Source organism: Streptomyces virginiae, assembly GCF_000720455.1.
In the GTDB taxonomy this organism is placed as follows: domain Bacteria; phylum Actinomycetota; class Actinomycetes; order Streptomycetales; family Streptomycetaceae; genus Streptomyces; species Streptomyces virginiae.
Window position 1 is genome coordinate 83,653 of the sequence record NZ_JOAK01000011.1, and the last position, 16,883, is coordinate 100,535.

The 16,883-nt window shown below is 71.8% G+C and carries 16 protein-coding genes; 8 read left to right on the plus strand and 8 right to left on the minus strand.

Annotation, left to right across the window (positions count from 1 at the left end; translation table 11 throughout):
• Window positions 1-57 precede the first annotated feature (57 nt).
• The 8 genes from tsf (at window position 58) to IG86_RS0118550 (ending at window position 8,905) form a co-directional block, all read left to right on the plus strand.
• Window positions 58-894, plus strand: a complete 837-nt coding sequence (tsf, locus tag IG86_RS0118515; protein ID WP_030650996.1) for a translation elongation factor Ts — start codon at window positions 58-60, stop codon at window positions 892-894.
• A gap of 162 nt (window positions 895-1,056) precedes the next feature.
• Window positions 1,057-1,836, plus strand: coding sequence for a UMP kinase (pyrH, locus tag IG86_RS0118520; RefSeq protein WP_030028671.1), 780 nt, complete (start codon window positions 1,057-1,059; stop codon window positions 1,834-1,836).
• 82 nt (window positions 1,837-1,918) lie between these two features.
• Entirely contained in the window at window positions 1,919-2,476 is a 558-nt protein-coding gene (gene frr, locus IG86_RS0118525) for a ribosome recycling factor (RefSeq protein ID WP_030028670.1), read from the plus strand.
• Entirely contained in the window at window positions 2,476-3,552 is a 1,077-nt protein-coding gene (locus tag IG86_RS0118530) for a phosphatidate cytidylyltransferase (RefSeq protein WP_030650998.1), read from the plus strand. The genes frr and IG86_RS0118530 overlap by 1 nt, the downstream gene beginning before the upstream one ends.
• A gap of 132 nt (window positions 3,553-3,684) precedes the next feature.
• A complete protein-coding gene (gene rlmN, locus IG86_RS0118535; protein WP_030823775.1) occupies window positions 3,685-4,800 on the plus strand; it encodes a dual-specificity RNA methyltransferase RlmN in 1,116 nt (371 codons plus the stop codon).
• A gap of 252 nt (window positions 4,801-5,052) precedes the next feature.
• Window positions 5,053-6,147 carry a thiamine ABC transporter substrate-binding protein gene (locus tag IG86_RS0118540; RefSeq protein ID WP_030823776.1) on the plus strand — a complete coding sequence of 365 codons (1,095 nt, stop codon included), beginning with the start codon at window positions 5,053-5,055 and terminating at the stop codon, window positions 6,145-6,147.
• Between the two features lie 113 nt (window positions 6,148-6,260).
• Window positions 6,261-7,877 carry an ABC transporter permease gene (locus IG86_RS0118545; RefSeq protein ID WP_030898090.1) on the plus strand — a complete coding sequence of 539 codons (1,617 nt, stop codon included), beginning with the start codon at window positions 6,261-6,263 and terminating at the stop codon, window positions 7,875-7,877.
• A complete protein-coding gene (locus IG86_RS0118550) occupies window positions 7,877-8,905 on the plus strand; it encodes an ABC transporter ATP-binding protein (protein WP_030898093.1) in 1,029 nt (342 codons plus the stop codon). The genes IG86_RS0118545 and IG86_RS0118550 overlap by 1 nt, the downstream gene beginning before the upstream one ends.
• A gap of 17 nt (window positions 8,906-8,922) precedes the next feature.
• On the opposite strand, the gene IG86_RS0118555 is transcribed toward IG86_RS0118550, so the two are convergent.
• From IG86_RS0118555 to IG86_RS0118590, 8 genes are all read right to left on the minus strand, one after another.
• On the minus strand, window positions 8,923-10,179 hold the full coding sequence (locus IG86_RS0118555) for a cytochrome P450 (protein WP_030823782.1): 1,257 nt from the start codon (window positions 10,177-10,179) through the stop codon (window positions 8,923-8,925).
• Window positions 10,180-10,218: 39 nt separating this feature from the next.
• The gene (locus IG86_RS0118560) at window positions 10,219-11,622 is read right to left on the minus strand and encodes an NAD(P)/FAD-dependent oxidoreductase (protein ID WP_030823785.1); all 1,404 of its coding nucleotides are present in this window, start codon (window positions 11,620-11,622) and stop codon (window positions 10,219-10,221) included.
• Window positions 11,619-11,882 carry a ferredoxin gene (locus tag IG86_RS0118565; protein ID WP_030823788.1) on the minus strand — a complete coding sequence of 88 codons (264 nt, stop codon included), beginning with the start codon at window positions 11,880-11,882 and terminating at the stop codon, window positions 11,619-11,621. The genes IG86_RS0118560 and IG86_RS0118565 overlap by 4 nt, the downstream gene beginning before the upstream one ends.
• A gap of 135 nt (window positions 11,883-12,017) precedes the next feature.
• Window positions 12,018-12,650: a hypothetical protein gene (locus tag IG86_RS0118570; RefSeq protein ID WP_030823791.1), complete on the minus strand. Its 633-nt coding sequence runs from the start codon at window positions 12,648-12,650 to the stop codon at window positions 12,018-12,020.
• A gap of 113 nt (window positions 12,651-12,763) precedes the next feature.
• A complete protein-coding gene (locus IG86_RS0118575; RefSeq protein ID WP_030823794.1) occupies window positions 12,764-13,669 on the minus strand; it encodes a DMT family protein in 906 nt (301 codons plus the stop codon).
• 101 nt (window positions 13,670-13,770) lie between these two features.
• Window positions 13,771-14,862 (minus strand): LOG family protein, encoded by a 1,092-nt coding sequence (locus tag IG86_RS0118580; protein ID WP_030898096.1) that lies wholly within the window; start codon window positions 14,860-14,862, stop codon window positions 13,771-13,773.
• A 26-nt stretch (window positions 14,863-14,888) separates the two neighbouring features.
• Window positions 14,889-15,962, minus strand: coding sequence for a hypothetical protein (locus IG86_RS0118585; protein ID WP_030823799.1), 1,074 nt, complete (start codon window positions 15,960-15,962; stop codon window positions 14,889-14,891).
• Window positions 15,944-16,699, minus strand: coding sequence for an ABC transporter ATP-binding protein (locus tag IG86_RS0118590; protein ID WP_030823802.1), 756 nt, complete (start codon window positions 16,697-16,699; stop codon window positions 15,944-15,946). The genes IG86_RS0118585 and IG86_RS0118590 overlap by 19 nt, the downstream gene beginning before the upstream one ends.
• Between the last annotated feature and the right edge of the window lie 184 nt (window positions 16,700-16,883).

A 16,883-nucleotide genomic window follows, 5' to 3' on the forward strand; every position in this document is an offset into this window, starting at 1 on the left:
GCGGCGCCTCCGCCGTTCACCCGTAGATCTACGACTTCGAGAGAGAATCACAGACTCATGGCGAACTACACCGCCGCTGACGTCAAGAAGCTCCGCGAGCTCACCGGCGCCGGCATGCTGGACTGCAAGAACGCGCTCGTGGACGCCGACGGTGACGTCGACAAGGCCCAGGAAGCGCTCCGCATCAAGGGCCAGAAGGGCGTCGCCAAGCGCGAGGGCCGTTCTGCCGAGAACGGTGCCGTCGTCTCCCTCATCGCCGACGACAACACCTCCGGTGTCATCGTCGAGCTGAAGTGCGAGACCGACTTCGTCGCCAAGGGCGAGAAGTTCCTGGCCGTCGCCAACGAGCTGGCCGCGCACGTCGCCGCCACCTCCCCGGCCGACATCGAGGCGCTGCTCGCGTCCGAGATCAAGCCCGGTCAGACCGTCACCGCTTTCGTCGACGAGGCCAACGCCAACCTCGGCGAGAAGATCGTCCTGGACCGCTTCGCGCAGTTCACCGGCGGCTACGTGACCGCGTACATGCACCGCACGATGCCCGACCTGCCGTTCCAGATCGGCGTCTTGGTCGAGCTCGACAAGGAGAACGCCGAGGTCGCCCGCGGCGTCGCGCAGCACATCGCCGCGTTCGCCCCGCAGTGGCTGTCCGCCGAGGACGTCCCGGCCGAGAAGGTCGAGTCCGAGCGCCGCATCGCCGAAGAGGTCACCCGCGCGGAGGGCAAGCCCGAGGCTGCCATCGCCAAGATCGTCGAGGGTCGCGTCAACGGCTTCTTCAAGGACGCCACGCTGCTCGGCCAGGCCTACGCCCTGGACAACAAGAAGTCCGTCCAGAAGGTTCTGGACGAGGCCGGTGTCACCCTGAAGCGCTTCACCCGCATCAAGGTCGGCATCTGAGTCCGTCCGTACGCGACGGACACCGGACCCCGGTAGGGTCTGAAGCAGTCGTCCGCGCTTGCGCGAGGCGACCGCAGATCTGACGAGGAGGCCATTGCCGTAGAGGGAACCGCAAGGACCCACCGGCAATGGCCTTCTTCGTATGTGCACGAGGAGATCTCCATGAATCAGGGCGTGGACCCCCACACCGCTTCCGACGACAAGAGCGACCAGTTCAAGAAGGGCCGCCGCTTCATGCTGAAGCTGTCGGGCGAGGCCTTCTCCGGTGGCGGAGGACTGGGCGTCGATCCCGACGTCGTCCACGCCATCGCGCGTGAGATCGCCGCGGTGGTCCGCGACGGCGCGGAGATCGCCGTCGTGATCGGCGGCGGCAACTTCTTCCGAGGCGCCGAGCTCCAGCAGCGCGGCATGGACCGGGCGCGGTCCGACTACATGGGCATGCTCGGAACGGTGATGAACTGCCTCGCGCTCCAGGACTTCCTGGAGAAGGAGGGCATCGACTCCCGCGTGCAGACCGCCATCACCATGGGCCAGGTCGCGGAGCCGTACATCCCGCTGCGCGCCGTGCGCCACCTGGAGAAGGGCCGCGTCGTCATCTTCGGCGCGGGCATGGGCATGCCCTACTTCTCCACCGACACCACGGCCGCCCAGCGCGCCCTGGAGATCGACGCCGAAGCCCTCCTCATGGGCAAGAACGGTGTCGACGGGGTCTACGACTCCGACCCGAAGAAGAACCCGGACGCGGTGAAGTTCGACGCGCTGGAGTACGGAGAGGTCCTCTCGCGCGACCTCAAGGTCGCCGACGCCACCGCGATCACCCTCTGCCGCGACAACAAGCTGCCGATCCTCGTCTTCGAGCTGCTCGCCGAGGGCAATATCGCCCGCGCCGTCAAGGGTGAGAAGATCGGCACGCTCGTCAGCGACCAGGAAACCCGGGCCTGAGCAGTCCGCTGCCGGTCCGGGCGGCCCGGACCGGCCCGCCCGCCCGCCTGAACCATCCATTCAAGACATGCAGGAGCACGTGGTGATCGAAGAAATCCTCCTCGAGGCCGAGGAGAAGATGGAGAAGGCCGTCGTCGTCGCGAAGGAGGACTTCGCCGCGATCCGCACCGGCCGTGCGCACCCGGCGATGTTCAACAAGATCGTCGCCGACTACTACGGCGCCATCACGCCCATCAACCAGCTCGCCTCGTTCGCGGTCCCCGAGCCGCGCATGGCCATCGTGACGCCGTTCGACGCGTCCGCGCTGCGCAACATCGAGCAGGCCATCCGCGACTCCGACCTCGGTGTCAACCCGAGCAACGACGGCCGGATCATCCGGGTGACGTTCCCGGAGCTGACCGGTGAGCGCCGCAAGGAGTACATCAAGGTCGCCAAGAACAAGGCCGAGGACTCCAAGGTCTCCATCCGTTCCGTGCGCCGCAAGGCCAAGGACGCGCTCGACAAGCTCGTCAAGGACAAGGAGGCCGGCGAGGACGAGGTCCGTCGCGCCGAGAAGGAGCTCGACGACACCACCGCGAAGTACGTCGCGCAGGTGGACGAGCTCCTCAAGCACAAGGAAGCCGAGCTCCTCGAAGTCTGATGAACGACTCTTCCTGGCAGCCGGAGCCGGTTCCGGCGGGTCCCGCATACGATGCGCAGGTGGGCCCGCACACTCGGCCCATGCCCATCGTGCCCGATGCCGCCGGCCGTGACTTCGACGACCGGGAAGCACGCGATCGGGGGGCCGCCTCGGACGGCGGCTCCCTCTTCCGCGCCGATACGCCGCCGCAGGAGCCCATGCCCAGCCCCCCGCCTCCGCATGCCGAGCACCCGCAGGACTCCTCCCCCCCGCCGCAGAAGAAGCGCGCGGGGCGGGACCTGCGTGCCGCGATAGGGGTGGGCGTCGGTCTCGGCGCGGTGATCTTCGCATCGCTGCTGATCGTCAAGGCGGTCTTCGTCGGCGTCGTCGTCGTCGCGGTCGTCGTCGGCCTGTGGGAGCTCACTTCCCGTCTGCAGGAGAAGAAGGGCATCAAGGCCCCTCTGGTCCCGCTCGCGGTCGGTGGCGCGGCCATGGTCATCGCCGGATACGTCCGGGGGGCCGAGGGCGCCTGGGTGGCCATGGCGCTGACGGTGCTGGCCGTCCTGGTGTGGCGGATGACCGAACCGCCCGAGGACTACCTCAAGGACGTCACGGCGGGTGCCTTCGCGGCGTTCTACGTGCCTTTCCTGGCCACCTTCGTCGCGATGCTGCTCACCGCAGACGACGGCCCGCAGCGCGTGATCACCTTCCTGCTCCTGACCGTGGTCAGCGACACCGGGGCCTACGCGGTGGGCTGGCGCTTCGGGAAGACCAAGCTCGCGCCGCGCATCAGCCCCGGCAAGACCCGCGAGGGACTGTTCGGCGCGGTGGCCTTCGCCATGGTCGCCGGCGCGCTCTGCATGGAGTTCCTGATCGACGGCGGCGCCTGGTGGCAGGGCCTGCTGCTCGGCCTCGCCGTCGCGGTCAGCGCCACCCTGGGCGACCTGGGCGAGTCGATGATCAAGAGGGACCTGGGCATCAAGGACATGGGCACCCTGCTGCCGGGGCACGGCGGCATCATGGACCGGCTGGACTCGCTGCTGCCCACCGCTCCCGTGGTGTGGCTGCTGCTGGCGGCTTTCGTCGGCACCGGCTGACCGGTCCCGGTCGGGTTATCCTGGAGGGCGCGCCGCGTGTACGCGGCGCGCCCTTTCCGTCCAGCGGCCGAGCCGCGGACCGGCCCTGCACGCGCGGGGTGACCCCCACCTCGTCGTACTGAGGAGTACCGCATGGCCCCCCGTCCCGCTCCGGGTGAGCTCACCTTCGTCGCTCCCCGCGGGGTCAAGAAGCCGCCCCGCCACCTCGCCGACATGACTCCGGCCGAGCGCCGCGAGGCGGTCGCCGCGATCGGTGAGAAGCCCTTCCGGGCCAAGCAGCTCTCTCAGCACTACTTCGCCCGCTACGCGCACGACCCGGCGGAGTGGACGGACATCCCCGCGGGCTCCCGGACCAAGCTCCAGCAGGAGCTCCTCCCGGACCTGATGAACGTCGTCCGGCACATCAGCTGTGACAACGACACCACCCGCAAGACCCTGTGGAAGCTGCACGACGGCACCCTCGTGGAGTCCGTGCTGATGCGCTACCCCGACCGGGTCACCATGTGCATCTCCTCGCAGGCCGGCTGCGGCATGAACTGCCCGTTCTGCGCCACCGGCCAGGCGGGCCTGGACCGCAACCTCTCCACCGCCGAGATCGTGCACCAGATCGTCGACGGCATGCGCGCCCTGCGCGACGGCGAGGTCCCCGGCGGCCCCGCCCGGCTGTCGAACATCGTCTTCATGGGCATGGGCGAGCCGCTGGCCAACTACAACCGCGTCGTCGGCGCCATCCGCCGGCTCACCGACCCCGAGCCCGACGGCCTGGGCCTGTCCCAGCGCGGCATCACCGTCTCCACCGTCGGCCTGGTCCCTGCCATGCTGCGCTTCGCCGACGAGGGCTTCAAGTGCCGTCTGGCCGTCTCGCTGCACGCCCCGGACGACGAGCTGCGCGACACCCTGGTCCCGGTGAACACCCGCTGGAAGGTCCGTGAGGTCCTCGACGCCGCATGGGAGTACGCCGAGAAGTCCGGCCGCCGGATCTCGATCGAGTACGCCCTGATCCGCGACATCAACGACCAGGCGTGGCGTGGCGACCTCCTGGGCCGGCTGCTCAAGGGCAAGCGCGTACACGTCAACCTGATCCCGCTGAACCCGACGCCCGGTTCCAAGTGGACCGCCTCGCGGCCCGAGGACGAGAAGGCCTTCGTCGACGCCATCGCCCGCCACGGCGTGCCCGTGACCGTGCGTGACACCCGCGGCCAGGAGATCGACGGCGCGTGCGGCCAGCTGGCCGCCTCGGAGCGCTAGCGTCCGCTTCCGGCCGGTCACATTCGGCCACGGGGTACCCTGTGGCCGAACCAATTGCATATTCCGACAGGGGAGCGCCACAGCGCTGAGAGTGCGGTTCCGTCATCCGCAGACCCTCTGAACCTCGCCCCGGTCATTCGGGGTAGGAAGTTCGGTCACCACTCAAGCTGTTGCGCCCTGCCCGGCGTCCGCTCGCACAGAGCGCCGGGCAGGGCCGCGTCTTCTCCTGGTCATCCCAGGAGGAATTCACCAGTGAGCACCACCAAGAAGATCGCGGGCGCCGCGCTCGCGGCCGCGCTGGGCGTCACCACGCTCAGCGCCTGCGGCGACGCCAAGGACAAGCCCGCGGGTGCGAGCGACGCCCCGAAGTCCAAGACCGTCACGCTCGTCTCCCACGACTCCTTCAACGTGACCGAGTCGGTCCTCAAGGAGTTCGAGCAGCAGAGCGGCTACACCGTCAAGGTCCTGAAGTCCGGGGACGCCGGCGCCGCCCTGAACCAGGAGATCCTCACCAAGGGCTCCCCGCGCGGAGACGTCTTCTTCGGCGTGGACAACACCCTGCTCTCGCGCGCCCTCGACAACGGCATCTTCACCCCCTACGAGGCCAAGGGCCTGGCCGAGGTGAAGCCCGAGTACGTGCTCGACAAGGAGCACCGGGTCACCCCGATCGACTCCGGCGACATCTGCGTCAACTACGACAAGGCCTACTTCGCCGACAAGAAGATCGCCCCGCCGCAGACGCTGGACGACCTGACCAAGCCGGAGTACAAGAACCTGCTGGTGGTCGAGAACGCCGCCACCTCCTCTCCCGGTCTCGGCTTCGTGCTCGCCTCCGTCGGCAAGTACGGCGAGGACGGCTGGAAGGACTACTGGAGCAAGCTGAAGGCCAACGGCGTCGAGGTCGTCGACGGCTGGGAGCAGGCCTACAACGAGCGCTTCTCCGGTTCCGCGGGCGGCAAGAAGGCCAAGGGCGACCGCCCGCTGGTCGTCTCCTACGCCTCCAGCCCGCCGGTCGAGGTGCTGTACGGCGAGCCCCAGCCGGCCGAGGCGCCGACGGGCGTCGCCACCGGCACCTGCTTCCGTCAGATCGAGTTCGCGGGCCTGCTCAAGGGCGCGAAGAACGAGGAGGGCGGCAAGGCCCTCGTGGACTTCCTGATCAGCAAGAAGTTCCAGGAGGACATGCCGCTCCAGATGTTCGTGAACCCGGTGACCAAGGACGCCGCGCTGCCGGAGCTGTTCACCAAGCACGGTGTGGTGGTCGAGAAGCCGGAGAACGTCACCCCGGAGACCATCGCCAAGAACCGTGAGCAGTGGGTCAAGGCATGGACCGCGCTCGTCGTGAAGTAGGCGGTACGAAGGAGCCGGGCGCGGCGTCGGCCGACGCCGCCCCGGTCCCCGGACCGGGGCGGGTACCCGGACAGGGCGAGAGCCGGCGGGCCACCGTCGTCCGTCTCGCCCTGATGGCCCTCCCCCTCGCCTTCTTCGGGCTGTTCTTCGCCTACCCCGTCGCCGCGATCGTGGGCCGCGGCCTCAAGACCGACACCGGATGGCAGTTCGACCGGTTCGGCGAGGTGCTGGCCCGCCCCGACATCGCCGACGTGCTGTGGTTCACCACGTGGCAGGCGCTCGCCTCCACCGTGCTCACGCTGCTGATCGCACTGCCCGGCGCGTACGTCTTCGCGCGCTTCGAGTTCCCCGGCAAGCAGCTGCTGCGGGCCGTGGTGACCGTTCCCTTCGTGCTCCCGACGGTGGTCGTGGGCACCGCCTTCCTCGCACTGCTGGGGCGCGGCGGACTGCTGGACGAAACGGCGGGCGTCCGCCTCGACACCACCGTCTGGGCGATCCTGCTGGCGCACGTCTTCTTCAACTACGCCGTCATCGTCCGCACGGTCGGCGGCCTGTGGGCCCAGCTCGACCCGCGCCAGGAGGAGGCCGCCCGGGTGCTGGGCGCCGGCCGGTTCGCCGCCTGGCGCAAGGTGACGCTGCCCGCGTTGGCCCCGGCCGTGGCCGCGGCCTCCCTGATGGTGTTCCTCTTCACCTTCAGCTCATTCGGCGTCGTCCTGATCCTGGGCGGACCCGCCTACTCCACCCTGGAGGTGGAGGTCTACCGGCAGACCGCGCAGCTGCTGGACCTGTCGACGGCGGCCGTACTGACGATGGTGCAGTTCGCCGCGATCGGCGCGATCCTCGCCCTGCACGCCTGGACCGTGCGCCGGCGCGAGACCGCGCTGCGCCTGGTCGATCCGGGCCGCACCACCCACCGGCCGCGCGGCTGGGCGCAGCGCACCCTGCTGGGCGGTGTCCTGCTGACCGTCGGGCTGTTGATCGTGGCGCCGCTGGCCGTACTGGTCGAGCGGTCCTTCGACACCCCCGGCGGCTACGGCCTCGGCTTCTACCGGGCCCTGCAGGACGCCGGCGCCGGTGGCGGAACCTTCCTGGTGCCGCCGCTGGAGGCGATCTGGAACTCCCTGCAGTACGCGCTCGCCGCCACCGCGATCGCCCTGGTCATCGGGGGACTCGCGGCCGCGGCGCTCACCCGGCGCGGGGGCCGCTTCGTACGGGGCTTCGACGCGATGCTGATGCTCCCGCTGGGCGTGTCCGCCGTGACCGTCGGCTTCGGCTTCCTGATCACCCTGGACGAACCGCCGCTGGACCTGCGGACTTCGTGGATCCTGGTGCCGCTGGCGCAGGCCCTGGTGGGCGTGCCCTTCGTCGTACGGACCATGCTGCCGGTCCTGCGCGCGGTCGACGGGCGGCTGCGGGAGGCCGCCGCCGTGCTCGGCGCGTCACCGCTGCGCGCCTGGCGGGAGGTGGACCTCCCGCTGGTGCGCAGGGCGCTGCTGATCGCGGCCGGGTTCGCCTTCGCCGTGTCGCTGGGGGAGTTCGGCGCGACCGTCTTCATCGCGCGGCCCGACCAGCCGACGCTGCCGGTGGCCGTGGCGCGGCTGCTGGGTCGGGCCGGCGAGCTGAACTACGGGCAGGCGATGGCCCTGAGCACGATCCTGATGCTGGTGTGCGCGGTGTCCCTGCTGGTGCTGGAGCGACTGCGACCCGACAAGACCTCCGGAGAGTTCTGATGACACTGCTTCAGCTGGACGGGGTGTCGGTCCGCTTCGGTGAGCGCGCGGTCGTCGACGCCGTGGACCTGGCGGTCGCCGAGCACGAGACCGTGTGCGTCCTGGGCCCGAGCGGCAGCGGGAAGTCCACGCTGCTGCGGGTCGTCGCCGGGCTCCAGCAGGTGTCCGGCGGGCGGGTGCTGCTGGGCGGGGCGGACCAGGCCGGCGTCCCCGTGCACCGGCGGGGCGTGGGCCTGATGTTCCAGGACCACCAGCTCTTCCCGCACCGCGACGTCGGCGCGAACGTCTCCTTCGGCCTGCGGATGCGCGGCGGCGGTCGCGCGTCGTACGCCGCCCGGGTCGCGGAGCTGCTGGAACTGGTCGGGCTCCCCGGGGCGCAGGGCCGGGCGGTGGCCTCCCTGTCCGGCGGCGAGCAGCAGCGGGTGGCGCTGGCCCGCGCGCTGGCGCCGTCACCGCGGCTGCTGATGCTCGACGAACCGCTCGGACAGCTGGACCGGGGGCTGCGGGAGCGGCTCGTCGTCGAGCTGCGGGGGCTGTTCTCGCGGCTGGGGACGACGGTCCTGGCCGTCACGCACGACCAGGGGGAGGCCTTCGCCCTGGCCGACCGGGTCGTGGTGATGCGGGACGGCCGGATCGCGCAGGCCGGGACCCCCCTGGAGGTGTGGCAACGGCCCGCATCGGAGTTCGTGGCACGCTTCCTCGGCTTCGAGAACGTCGTCCCGGCGACGGTCACGGGAGCGGTCGCGGCGACCGCCTGGGGCAAGGTTCCGGTCCCGGCCGGCTCCCCCGAGGGGGAGCAGCGCCTACTGATCCGCCCGGCGGGAGTGGTGCTCTGCGAGGCGGGCCTGCGGTGCGAGGTGGTGTCCCGGACCTTCCGCGGAACCCACGTCGCCCTGCTGTTGCGGCCGGAGGGCGGCCCGGTGCTGGAGGCCGAGTGCGGCCTGGCGGGGGCTCCGGCCACCGGCGACCGGGTCGCCGTGTCCTTCGCCCCCGCCGAGGTCGTCGTCCTCCCCCCGGGCGGCTGCTAGCGGATACGACCTAGGGCTCAGCCGGCCCTCGGCAGGACGCCGTCGCAGGCGATCGGCAGGTGCCGGGGGCCGCGCAGCACCGCGTTCTGGCGGTACGGCGGCGGGTCCTCCAGCAGTCGCGGGTTCACCAGCCGGCGGGCCAGCTCGCTCAGCGCCAGCTGCGCCTCCTGCCGGGCGAGCGGCGCCCCGAAGCAGCTGTGGATGCCGCTGCCGAGCCCCAGGTGCTGGATGTCCTTGCGGTCGGGGTCGAAGCGGTCCGGGTTCTCGAACCGCTTCGGGTCACGGTTGCCGGAGGCCAGCATCAGCCACAGGGACGCGCCCTTGGGGATGGTGACCCCCGCGACCTCGATGTCGGAGAGCGTGGTGCGCTGCGGCAGCAGCTGCACCGGCGGCTCGTACCGCAGCAGCTCTTCCACGATCGGGACCGACAGACCGGGTTCCTCGCGCAGCCGCTTGAGGACGTCCGGGTGGCGCAGCAGCGTCAGCATGCCGTTGGTGATGAGGTTGACCGTGGTCTCGTGGCCCGCGATCAGCAGCAGCGCGGAGGTGCTGAGCGCCTCCATCGTGGTCATCGCGCCGTCCGGGCCGTCCGCGGTCGCCAGCTGGGACAGCATGTCGTCGCCGGGGTTCTTGCGCCGCTCCTCGATCAGCCCGGCCAGGTACATGCCCAGCTCCATCCGGGCGTCCGTGGTGCCCTTGCCCCGCTGGGTGGGGTCCGCGTCCGGGTCGGGGTCCAGGCTGGCGGCGAGGGTCTCCGCCCAGACGTGGAAGCGCGGTTCGTCCTCGTGGGGCACCCCGAGCAGGCGGCAGATCACCGTGACCGGGAAGGGGTACGCGAACTGGTCGACCAGGTCGACCCGGTCCAGGTCGCCGGAGCCGGCGATGCCGTCGATGAGCCCGGCGACCAGGCCGTCGAGTTCGTCGCGCATGTCGTGCACCCGGTGCGGGGAGTGCGGCGGCCCGAAGGGCCGGTTCGTCATGCGGCGCAGGCGGTCGTGGTCCGGCGGGTCGAGCTTGAGGAAGGAGGGGGGCAGGGCCGTCCCCTCGTCGTCGGCGGACTGCCCCAGCGGATCGTCACCGGTCGCCTTCAGGTTGCGCGAGTCGGAGCTGATCCGGGGGTCGTGCAGCAGGCTCTGGATCTCGTAGTACGTGCTGACGACGTACGGGCCGTTGCCCTCGTGGGACACCGGGGTCTGGCGGAGCTCCTCGTACAGCGGGTACGGATTGGCCCGGTTCGCGTAGTCGATGATCTCCCGCAGGAGGGCTTGTGTCATGACGGGTCCTCGTGATCCTCGGGGGCGGTCGCGGCGCGGTCAGCGCCCGGGGGTGAAGGTCATCTTCCGGTCGGCCGGCGAGTAGCCGCTGAGGGTGATGGTCGGGCCGTGGGTCGGCACCGAAGGGTCGGGGAAGTCCGCCGGCACCGGCTTGTTCCCCTCCGGCCTGCGGTCCACCGTGGAGAACGGCGGCGGGAACGGCGCGGTGCTCTCGATCTGCTGCTCGTAGAAGGGCAGCCAGCGGCAGTTGTCGAAGGTCACTGCGGCGATCACCCGCCCCTGGTACCCGTAGACGGCCGCGAACCGGCGCTCGCTCAGCGAGCCCTGGGTGATGAGGATTTCCGTCCCCATCGGCGGTACCCCGACCGACTTGATGTTCACGCCGAACTGCGAGGACCAGAAGGCCGGCACCCACAGGTGGGGGCGGCGGTCCGCGCTCTCGCTGAGCATGTTGTGCGCGGCGGTGTCGGCCTGTGCGACGGCGTTGCCCCAGTGCTCCAGGGAGAGGAACTGGTAGCCGAACAGGGCGTGCGGGGAACGTGCCACGTCACCCGCCACGTAGATGTCGTCGGTGACGATGCCCCGGACGTCGAAGGCCCGGCAGCCCGCGTCGCAGGCGATGCCCCGGGGCCCGGCGCCCAGTCCGGACCCGGCGAGCCACTCGGTGTTGCGCTGTGCGCCGAGGGAGACGACGACCACGTCGGCCTCCACGGTGGAGCCGTCGGAGAGGTGGGCGGCGCGGACCCGGCCCGCGGGATCGCCCTCCAGCGCGGTGACCATGACGCCGGTGCGCAGGTCGACCTCGTGCTCCCGGTGCATTTCGGCCGCCACTTCGCCGATCACTGCGCCGAGCGCGCCGACCAGCGGGGCCGAGCCGCGTTCGGCGACGGTCACCTTCAGGCCGCGTTCCCGGCAGGCGGAGGCGATCTCGGACCCGGTGAACCCGGCTCCGATGACGAGTACCCGGCGGGGGTTGGCGGCGAGGGCGCGCTGCAGTCCTTCGCCGTCGTCGCGGGTGCGCAGGACGAAGACCCCTTCGAGCTCGCCCTCCTCGGGGTTGGGCCAGGGCCGGGCGCGGACGCCGGTGGCGATCAGCAGCCGGTCGTACTCGACCTCGTCGCCGTTGCCGAGCCGGACCCGGCGGGCGGCCATGTCCAGGCCCGTCGCCGGGACTCCGAGACGCCAGTCGGCGTCGATCGCCCGGCGGCGGGGGAGCGCCGTGTGGTCCGCCACCGCGTTGCCCAGCAGGACCTGCTTGGACAGCGGGGGCCGGTCGTACGGCTCGTAGGGTTCGTCGCCGATCATCGTGAGCGAACCGGCGAACCCCTTGTCACGCATGGTTTCGGCGGCCCGCAGACCCGCGAGCGAAGCGCCGACGATGACGATGCGGCCCTCGCGCTTGAGGTGCTCCAGGGCCCCGTCGCGTGTGTGTTCACCGGTCACCGTGAACCTCCGGAACCGGCGCCGGCCCCGGCCACGGCGTCCTGGGACCCAATGTCCGCCATGTCCTCGTCGGTGAGTTCGAGGAGGATCGCGCCGACGGGGCAGGCCGCAACAGCGCGGGCGACGTCCTCGCGCTGCTCGGCAGCCGCCTCCGGGTTGTAGAGGAGCGACTCGTCGCCGTGCATGGCGAAGACGTCGGGAGCGAGGAAAGCGCACTGGGCGTATCCCTGGCAGCGGTTGAGGTCGACGACAAGCCTCATGACGGATCTGCCTTTCCCTCGGCTGTTGATCCCCGTCGCCCCCCGGGTACCCCCCGTTTCCTCCCCTGCCCACCAGCATGCACGCGGTACCCACGGGCCGCCTGCCGGAGCACGGACCGCCAGGTCAGGAGGGGTTCAGGGCGGCCCGGCGCGGTCCGTCGGCGCGGCCGTGCGCCGGACGCGCAGGATGTAGAGGCTGATGACCAGAGCCCAGGCCGGGAACAGCAGCTCCGACCAGGGGACGCCGGCGCCCACCACGATCAGGATCAGGCCGACGAGGGTGCCCAGCATGGCCAGCGGCCGGGGGAAGACGCCGAGCGTCCGCCCGATCATCGAGGTCGCGAGGACGAACACCGCGGCCATGCGCATGGCGTACGTCGCGAGCAGGGTGTAGGCGTAGTGGCGGCCGAAGTCGGAGGGCGTCTCCTCGTTCAGCACGGTGCCGGCCGCCGCGGCGGCCGCGAAGAGGGCGGCCACGAACACGAAGCCGCTGCCGAGGAACACGGTCGCGATGAACCGGTCCTCGGCCTCACCGGTGTGCGCGCGGAGGGCGCCCATGAACCAGAGGAAGAAGATGCCGGCGAACGGCACGATCTGCAGGGCCAGCTGGACCGCCCAGCGGCGGTCCTGGTCGATGGTCGCGTCGGCGGCGTCGCCAGGAATGGAGATCCGCATCAGGACGATCGCCGCACCGAGCAGCAGGGCGAAGGCGACACCGGCCATTCCGGCCGCGCGCGGCGTCTTCAGCCGATCGGTCGTGGGCTCCATGAACCCCTCGCTCTCTCCCCCCGGTCCAGCAAGCGACAGCCGTCGCCGCGTCACCAGCGGGGGACGGCCGACCGGGTGAGGGAGCGGGGCGGCGCCGCCCGGCCGGCCGGGGGTCAGCCGACCGGCTGCGGTACCGGGGCCGCGGTGTCCTCCTCGGCGCCCTCGTGCTTGCCGTACCAGGCGACCGCGACGGCGCCGGTCACGGCCATGACGAAACCGGCCACCGCCAGCCAGGCGAGGCCCGGGCGGGACGCGTCGCCGAGCCAGAGCACTCCGATCGCGCCGGGGAGCACCGTCTCGCCGACGACGAGGGCCGCCGTGGCTCCGTTGACCGAGCCGATCTGCAGGGCGACGGTGTGCAGGTACATGCCGCCGACGCCGGCCAGCAGGATGGCGTAGAGGGCCGGGTCGGTGAGCAGGGTGCCGAGGTCGAACGGGTCGATGCCGTCCAGGATCCGCACGCCGACGCCGAGTGCGCCGAAGCCCAGGCCCGACAGCAGGCCCGCCAGGATCGCGGCGCCGCCACCGAGGAGGCGGACGGCCACCGTGCCGCCGACCATCAGCAGCGTGGTGATCCCCAGCAGCCACCAGTGCGTGGACATCGGCGCGTGGTGGCCGCCCTCGTGGCCCGCCGCCGTCGCCAGCAGCACCAGCGCGGTGCAGACGACTCCGATGGAGGCCCATTCCTTGCGGCTCAGCCGGATGCCCAGCATCTTCACGCTCAGCACGGCCGTGATCACCAGGTTGGCGCTGATCACCGTCTGGGACAGGAAGAGCGGCAGGAGGCGGGCGGCCAGCGCGCCGAGTCCGAAGCCGACGAAGTCCAGGATCGTGCCGACGATGAACTCCCACGTCATCGCCGCCTTCGCGGTGGACGAGAGGTTGGGGCCGCCGTGGGCGGTCACCCCGGCCGCCGTGGGGGACATCCGGGCGGCGCGGCGCGATCCGACGGCTTGCAGCACGGATCCCGTGCCGTAGCAGATGGATGCCGCGACAGCGGTCAGCAGGCCTATGAGCACCGATGGCTCCGTTCACGTCTGGCAGGTTTTGCGGTACCTCTGCCAGACGTGGGAATCGGCCCGGAAGTTGCCTCGGCGGCCCAGCTCTTCGAAAGCGCGGGTCAGCGCATCGAGGCGAGCACGCCGGGAACCTCGTCCACCGAGTCGACGAGCGCGATCCGCGACTCCATCGCCCGGCCCCGGGCCAGCGCCCGGAGCAGGGGCCAGGCCGGGAGGTGTTCGGTCCAGTGGGTGTGGCCGACCAGGACCATCGGTGCCGGCTCACCCCGGGAGCCGTAGTAGTTCGGCGTCGCGGCGTCGAATATCTCCTGGACGGTGCCGGCCGCGCCGGGCAGGAAGACCACGCCCGCGGTGGACCGGGCCAGGAGCCCGTCCTCGCGCGTGGCGTTCGCGAAGTACTTGGCGATGTGCGCGGCGAAGGCGTTCGGCGGCTCGTGACCGTAGAACCAGGTGGGGATGCCCACCGAGTCGCCGCCGCCGGGCCAGCGGTCGCGTACGGCGAAGGCGGCGCGCGCCCAGTCGGACACCGACGGCTCGAAGGACGGGGCCTTGGCCAGCAGCTCCAGGGCCTCCACCAGGGCCTCGTCCGGGGCCGGCGCCAGGTAGGCGCCGAGGTTGGCGGCCTCCATCGCGCCGGGTCCGCCGCCCGTGGCCACGGTCAGCCCGGACCGGGTCAGCGCCCGGCCGAGCTCCGCCGCACCGCGGTAGTCGGCACTGCCCCGGGACATGGCGTGGCCGCCCATCACGCCCACCACGCGGGCGGCGGCGAGATGCTCGTCGAGGGCGTCGGAGATGGCGTCGTCGTGCACGGAGCGCAGCATCGAGGAGAAGACGTCCCCGTCGGTCGCGGTCTCCCGGAACCAGGAGTACGCCCCGGCGTCCGGGGTGGCCTCGTAGCCGTCGGGCAGCCCCTCGAAGAGCTCCTCCGGCGTGTAGAGCAGGCCCCGGTACGGGTTGAAGGGCAGGTCCGGAACGGGCGGGAAGACCAGCGCGCCGTCCGCGCGGACCTTCGCCGAGGCATCGGGCTCCATCGCGCAGCCCAGGAAGACGGCCGCCGAGGTGTCGGCGGCCAGCAGCGCGAAGGTCCGCTCCAGCAGGTTGACCGACTGGATCCGGTAGCCGCTGAGCGAGCCGCGGGCCACGACCTGGTCGAATTCGGCGAGCGTCTCGATCTCGATGTCTGCGTTGACCATTCGGCCCACCCTAAGGGCTGCGTGCCTCAGCGGGTCAGCGCCAGCGACGTCAGCTGTGCCACACCCCAGCTGAGCGGTACGCACACGGCCACGAGCGCCGTGGCCCGCAGACCCGCCGCCGCACGCAGGACCCTTGCGGGGGCTGCCAGATCGAGCATGGCCTCGCGCCCGGCGGCGCCGCTCCGACGGCCCTCCACCGCGGATGTGAGAAGGGTCGCGGCGGCGCACAGGGCCACCAGGGCGGCGGCCGGCCAGGCCAGCGGACCCAGCGGTACGTGCAGTCCGCCCCGGTCCCGCAGGGCGAGGGCGGTCAGGGCCCCGGCGGCGACGGAGCACAGCACGCCCAGCGGCGGCCCGATCCGGGAGGCCTGCTCCTGCAGGGACCGCCCGGCCAGCAGCCGGAGCGCGCCCGGGCGCACGGCCTGGACCAGGCTGCCGCAGGCGTAGGCCAGACCCGGCCCGGCGAGGGCCAGCCCGACGGCGGTCAGCGCCCAGCCGGCGAGCACCCCGCCGCCGTCCCGGCCCGCGTAGGCCTCGACGGCGAGCCCGCAGGCGGTCAGTGCGATGCCCCAGGGCAGGGCGGTCTGCGGGGCCAGCGGCCGGTGCGGACGCAGCGCGAGCACGGTGGCGGCCGAAGCGGTCACCGGTACGAGGGCCAGCAGGATGAGGGCGGCCGCCAGGGGCAGCGGCTGCTCGGCGTGGAGCAGCCGCGCGCCGGTGCCGTCGAACGGCAGCCCGGCGAGGTCCCCGCGCAGGTGGAGGAAGACGGCCAGGGCCATGGCGCTGCCCAGGGTGCAGGCGACGGCCGTGGAGATCGCGGCGGTCAGGGTCAGCCGTACGGGTCCCAGCCCGGCGGCGTCCAGCCCCTCGCGGGGCCGGGTCGAGGGGTCGGCCCGGGCGACGGCGACGGCGAAGTGGACCGTCGCGGCCAGCGGGACCAGCGCCCACAGCAGGCGAGGGAACGATCCGGCGGGCCGGTCCACGGCTCCGGCGAGTACGTACAGCAGCAGGAAGCCGGTCCCGGCGGAGGCGGCGGCGACGAGCAGCCGCCGCAGCTGGACGACGGGCCGGGAGCCGCGGGCTAGGCGGAGAGCGAGCACGCGGCCTGGCCCTCCGGGGTGTCGGGGAGCGGGGAGGCGTCGGCGGTCCCCGCGAGGCGGCCGTCGACCAGGGTCAGGCGACGGTCCGCGACGGCCGCGGTGGCCTCGTCGTCGGTGGCCAGCAGCACGGTGATCTCGTGGGAGCGGGCCGCGGTGGTCAGCGTCCGCAGCAGCAGGGCCCGGTCGGACCGGTGCAGCGGGGCGGTGGGCTCGTCGGCGTAGATCACCGAGGGCACGGTGACCAGGGCCCGGGCGAGGGCGACCCGCTGGCACTCGGCGCGGCTGAGCGCGGCGGGCCGCTTGCGGGCGAAGGCCGCGATGTCCAGGCGGTCGAGCCATTCGCAGGCGGCGTGCTTGGCGCTGCGGTGGGAGGCCCCGGTGAGCAGCAGCGGCAGGGCCGCGTTCTCCCAGACCTTCAGCTCGGGCAGCAGCTGGGGTTCGGGGCCGAGCCAGCCGAAGCGGTCGCGGCGCAGCCGCTCGCGGGACAGGTCCCCCATGGTGTGCACGGGGACGCTGTTGAACCAGACCTCGCCCTCGGAGGGGAGCAGCTGTCCGGACAGGCACCGCAGCAGCGTGGTCTTGCCGCTGCCGCGGGCTCCGGTCAGGGCCACGATCTCGCCCTGGCGGACTCCGAGGGAGACGTCGACGAGGGCGGGGGCACCGCCGTGCGCGTAGTGAAGGGACCGCGCCCAGAGAACGTCATTGTCCGGCGGGGCATTGTCCGGTGGGGCCACCATGGCGTACACCTCCGTCCGAGGGAACGAAACGGAGCCCTTTCGGTCACTGGCGCCGCACTGAGATGTAAAGAGATGAACCGCTTGGATGGTGACAGCACACGGCCCGGACCCCCGCGTTCTCACTCGAACGAAGGATCCGGGCCGTGTGATCGGACTACCGCACCGTCAGACTGTTCGGAGCCTG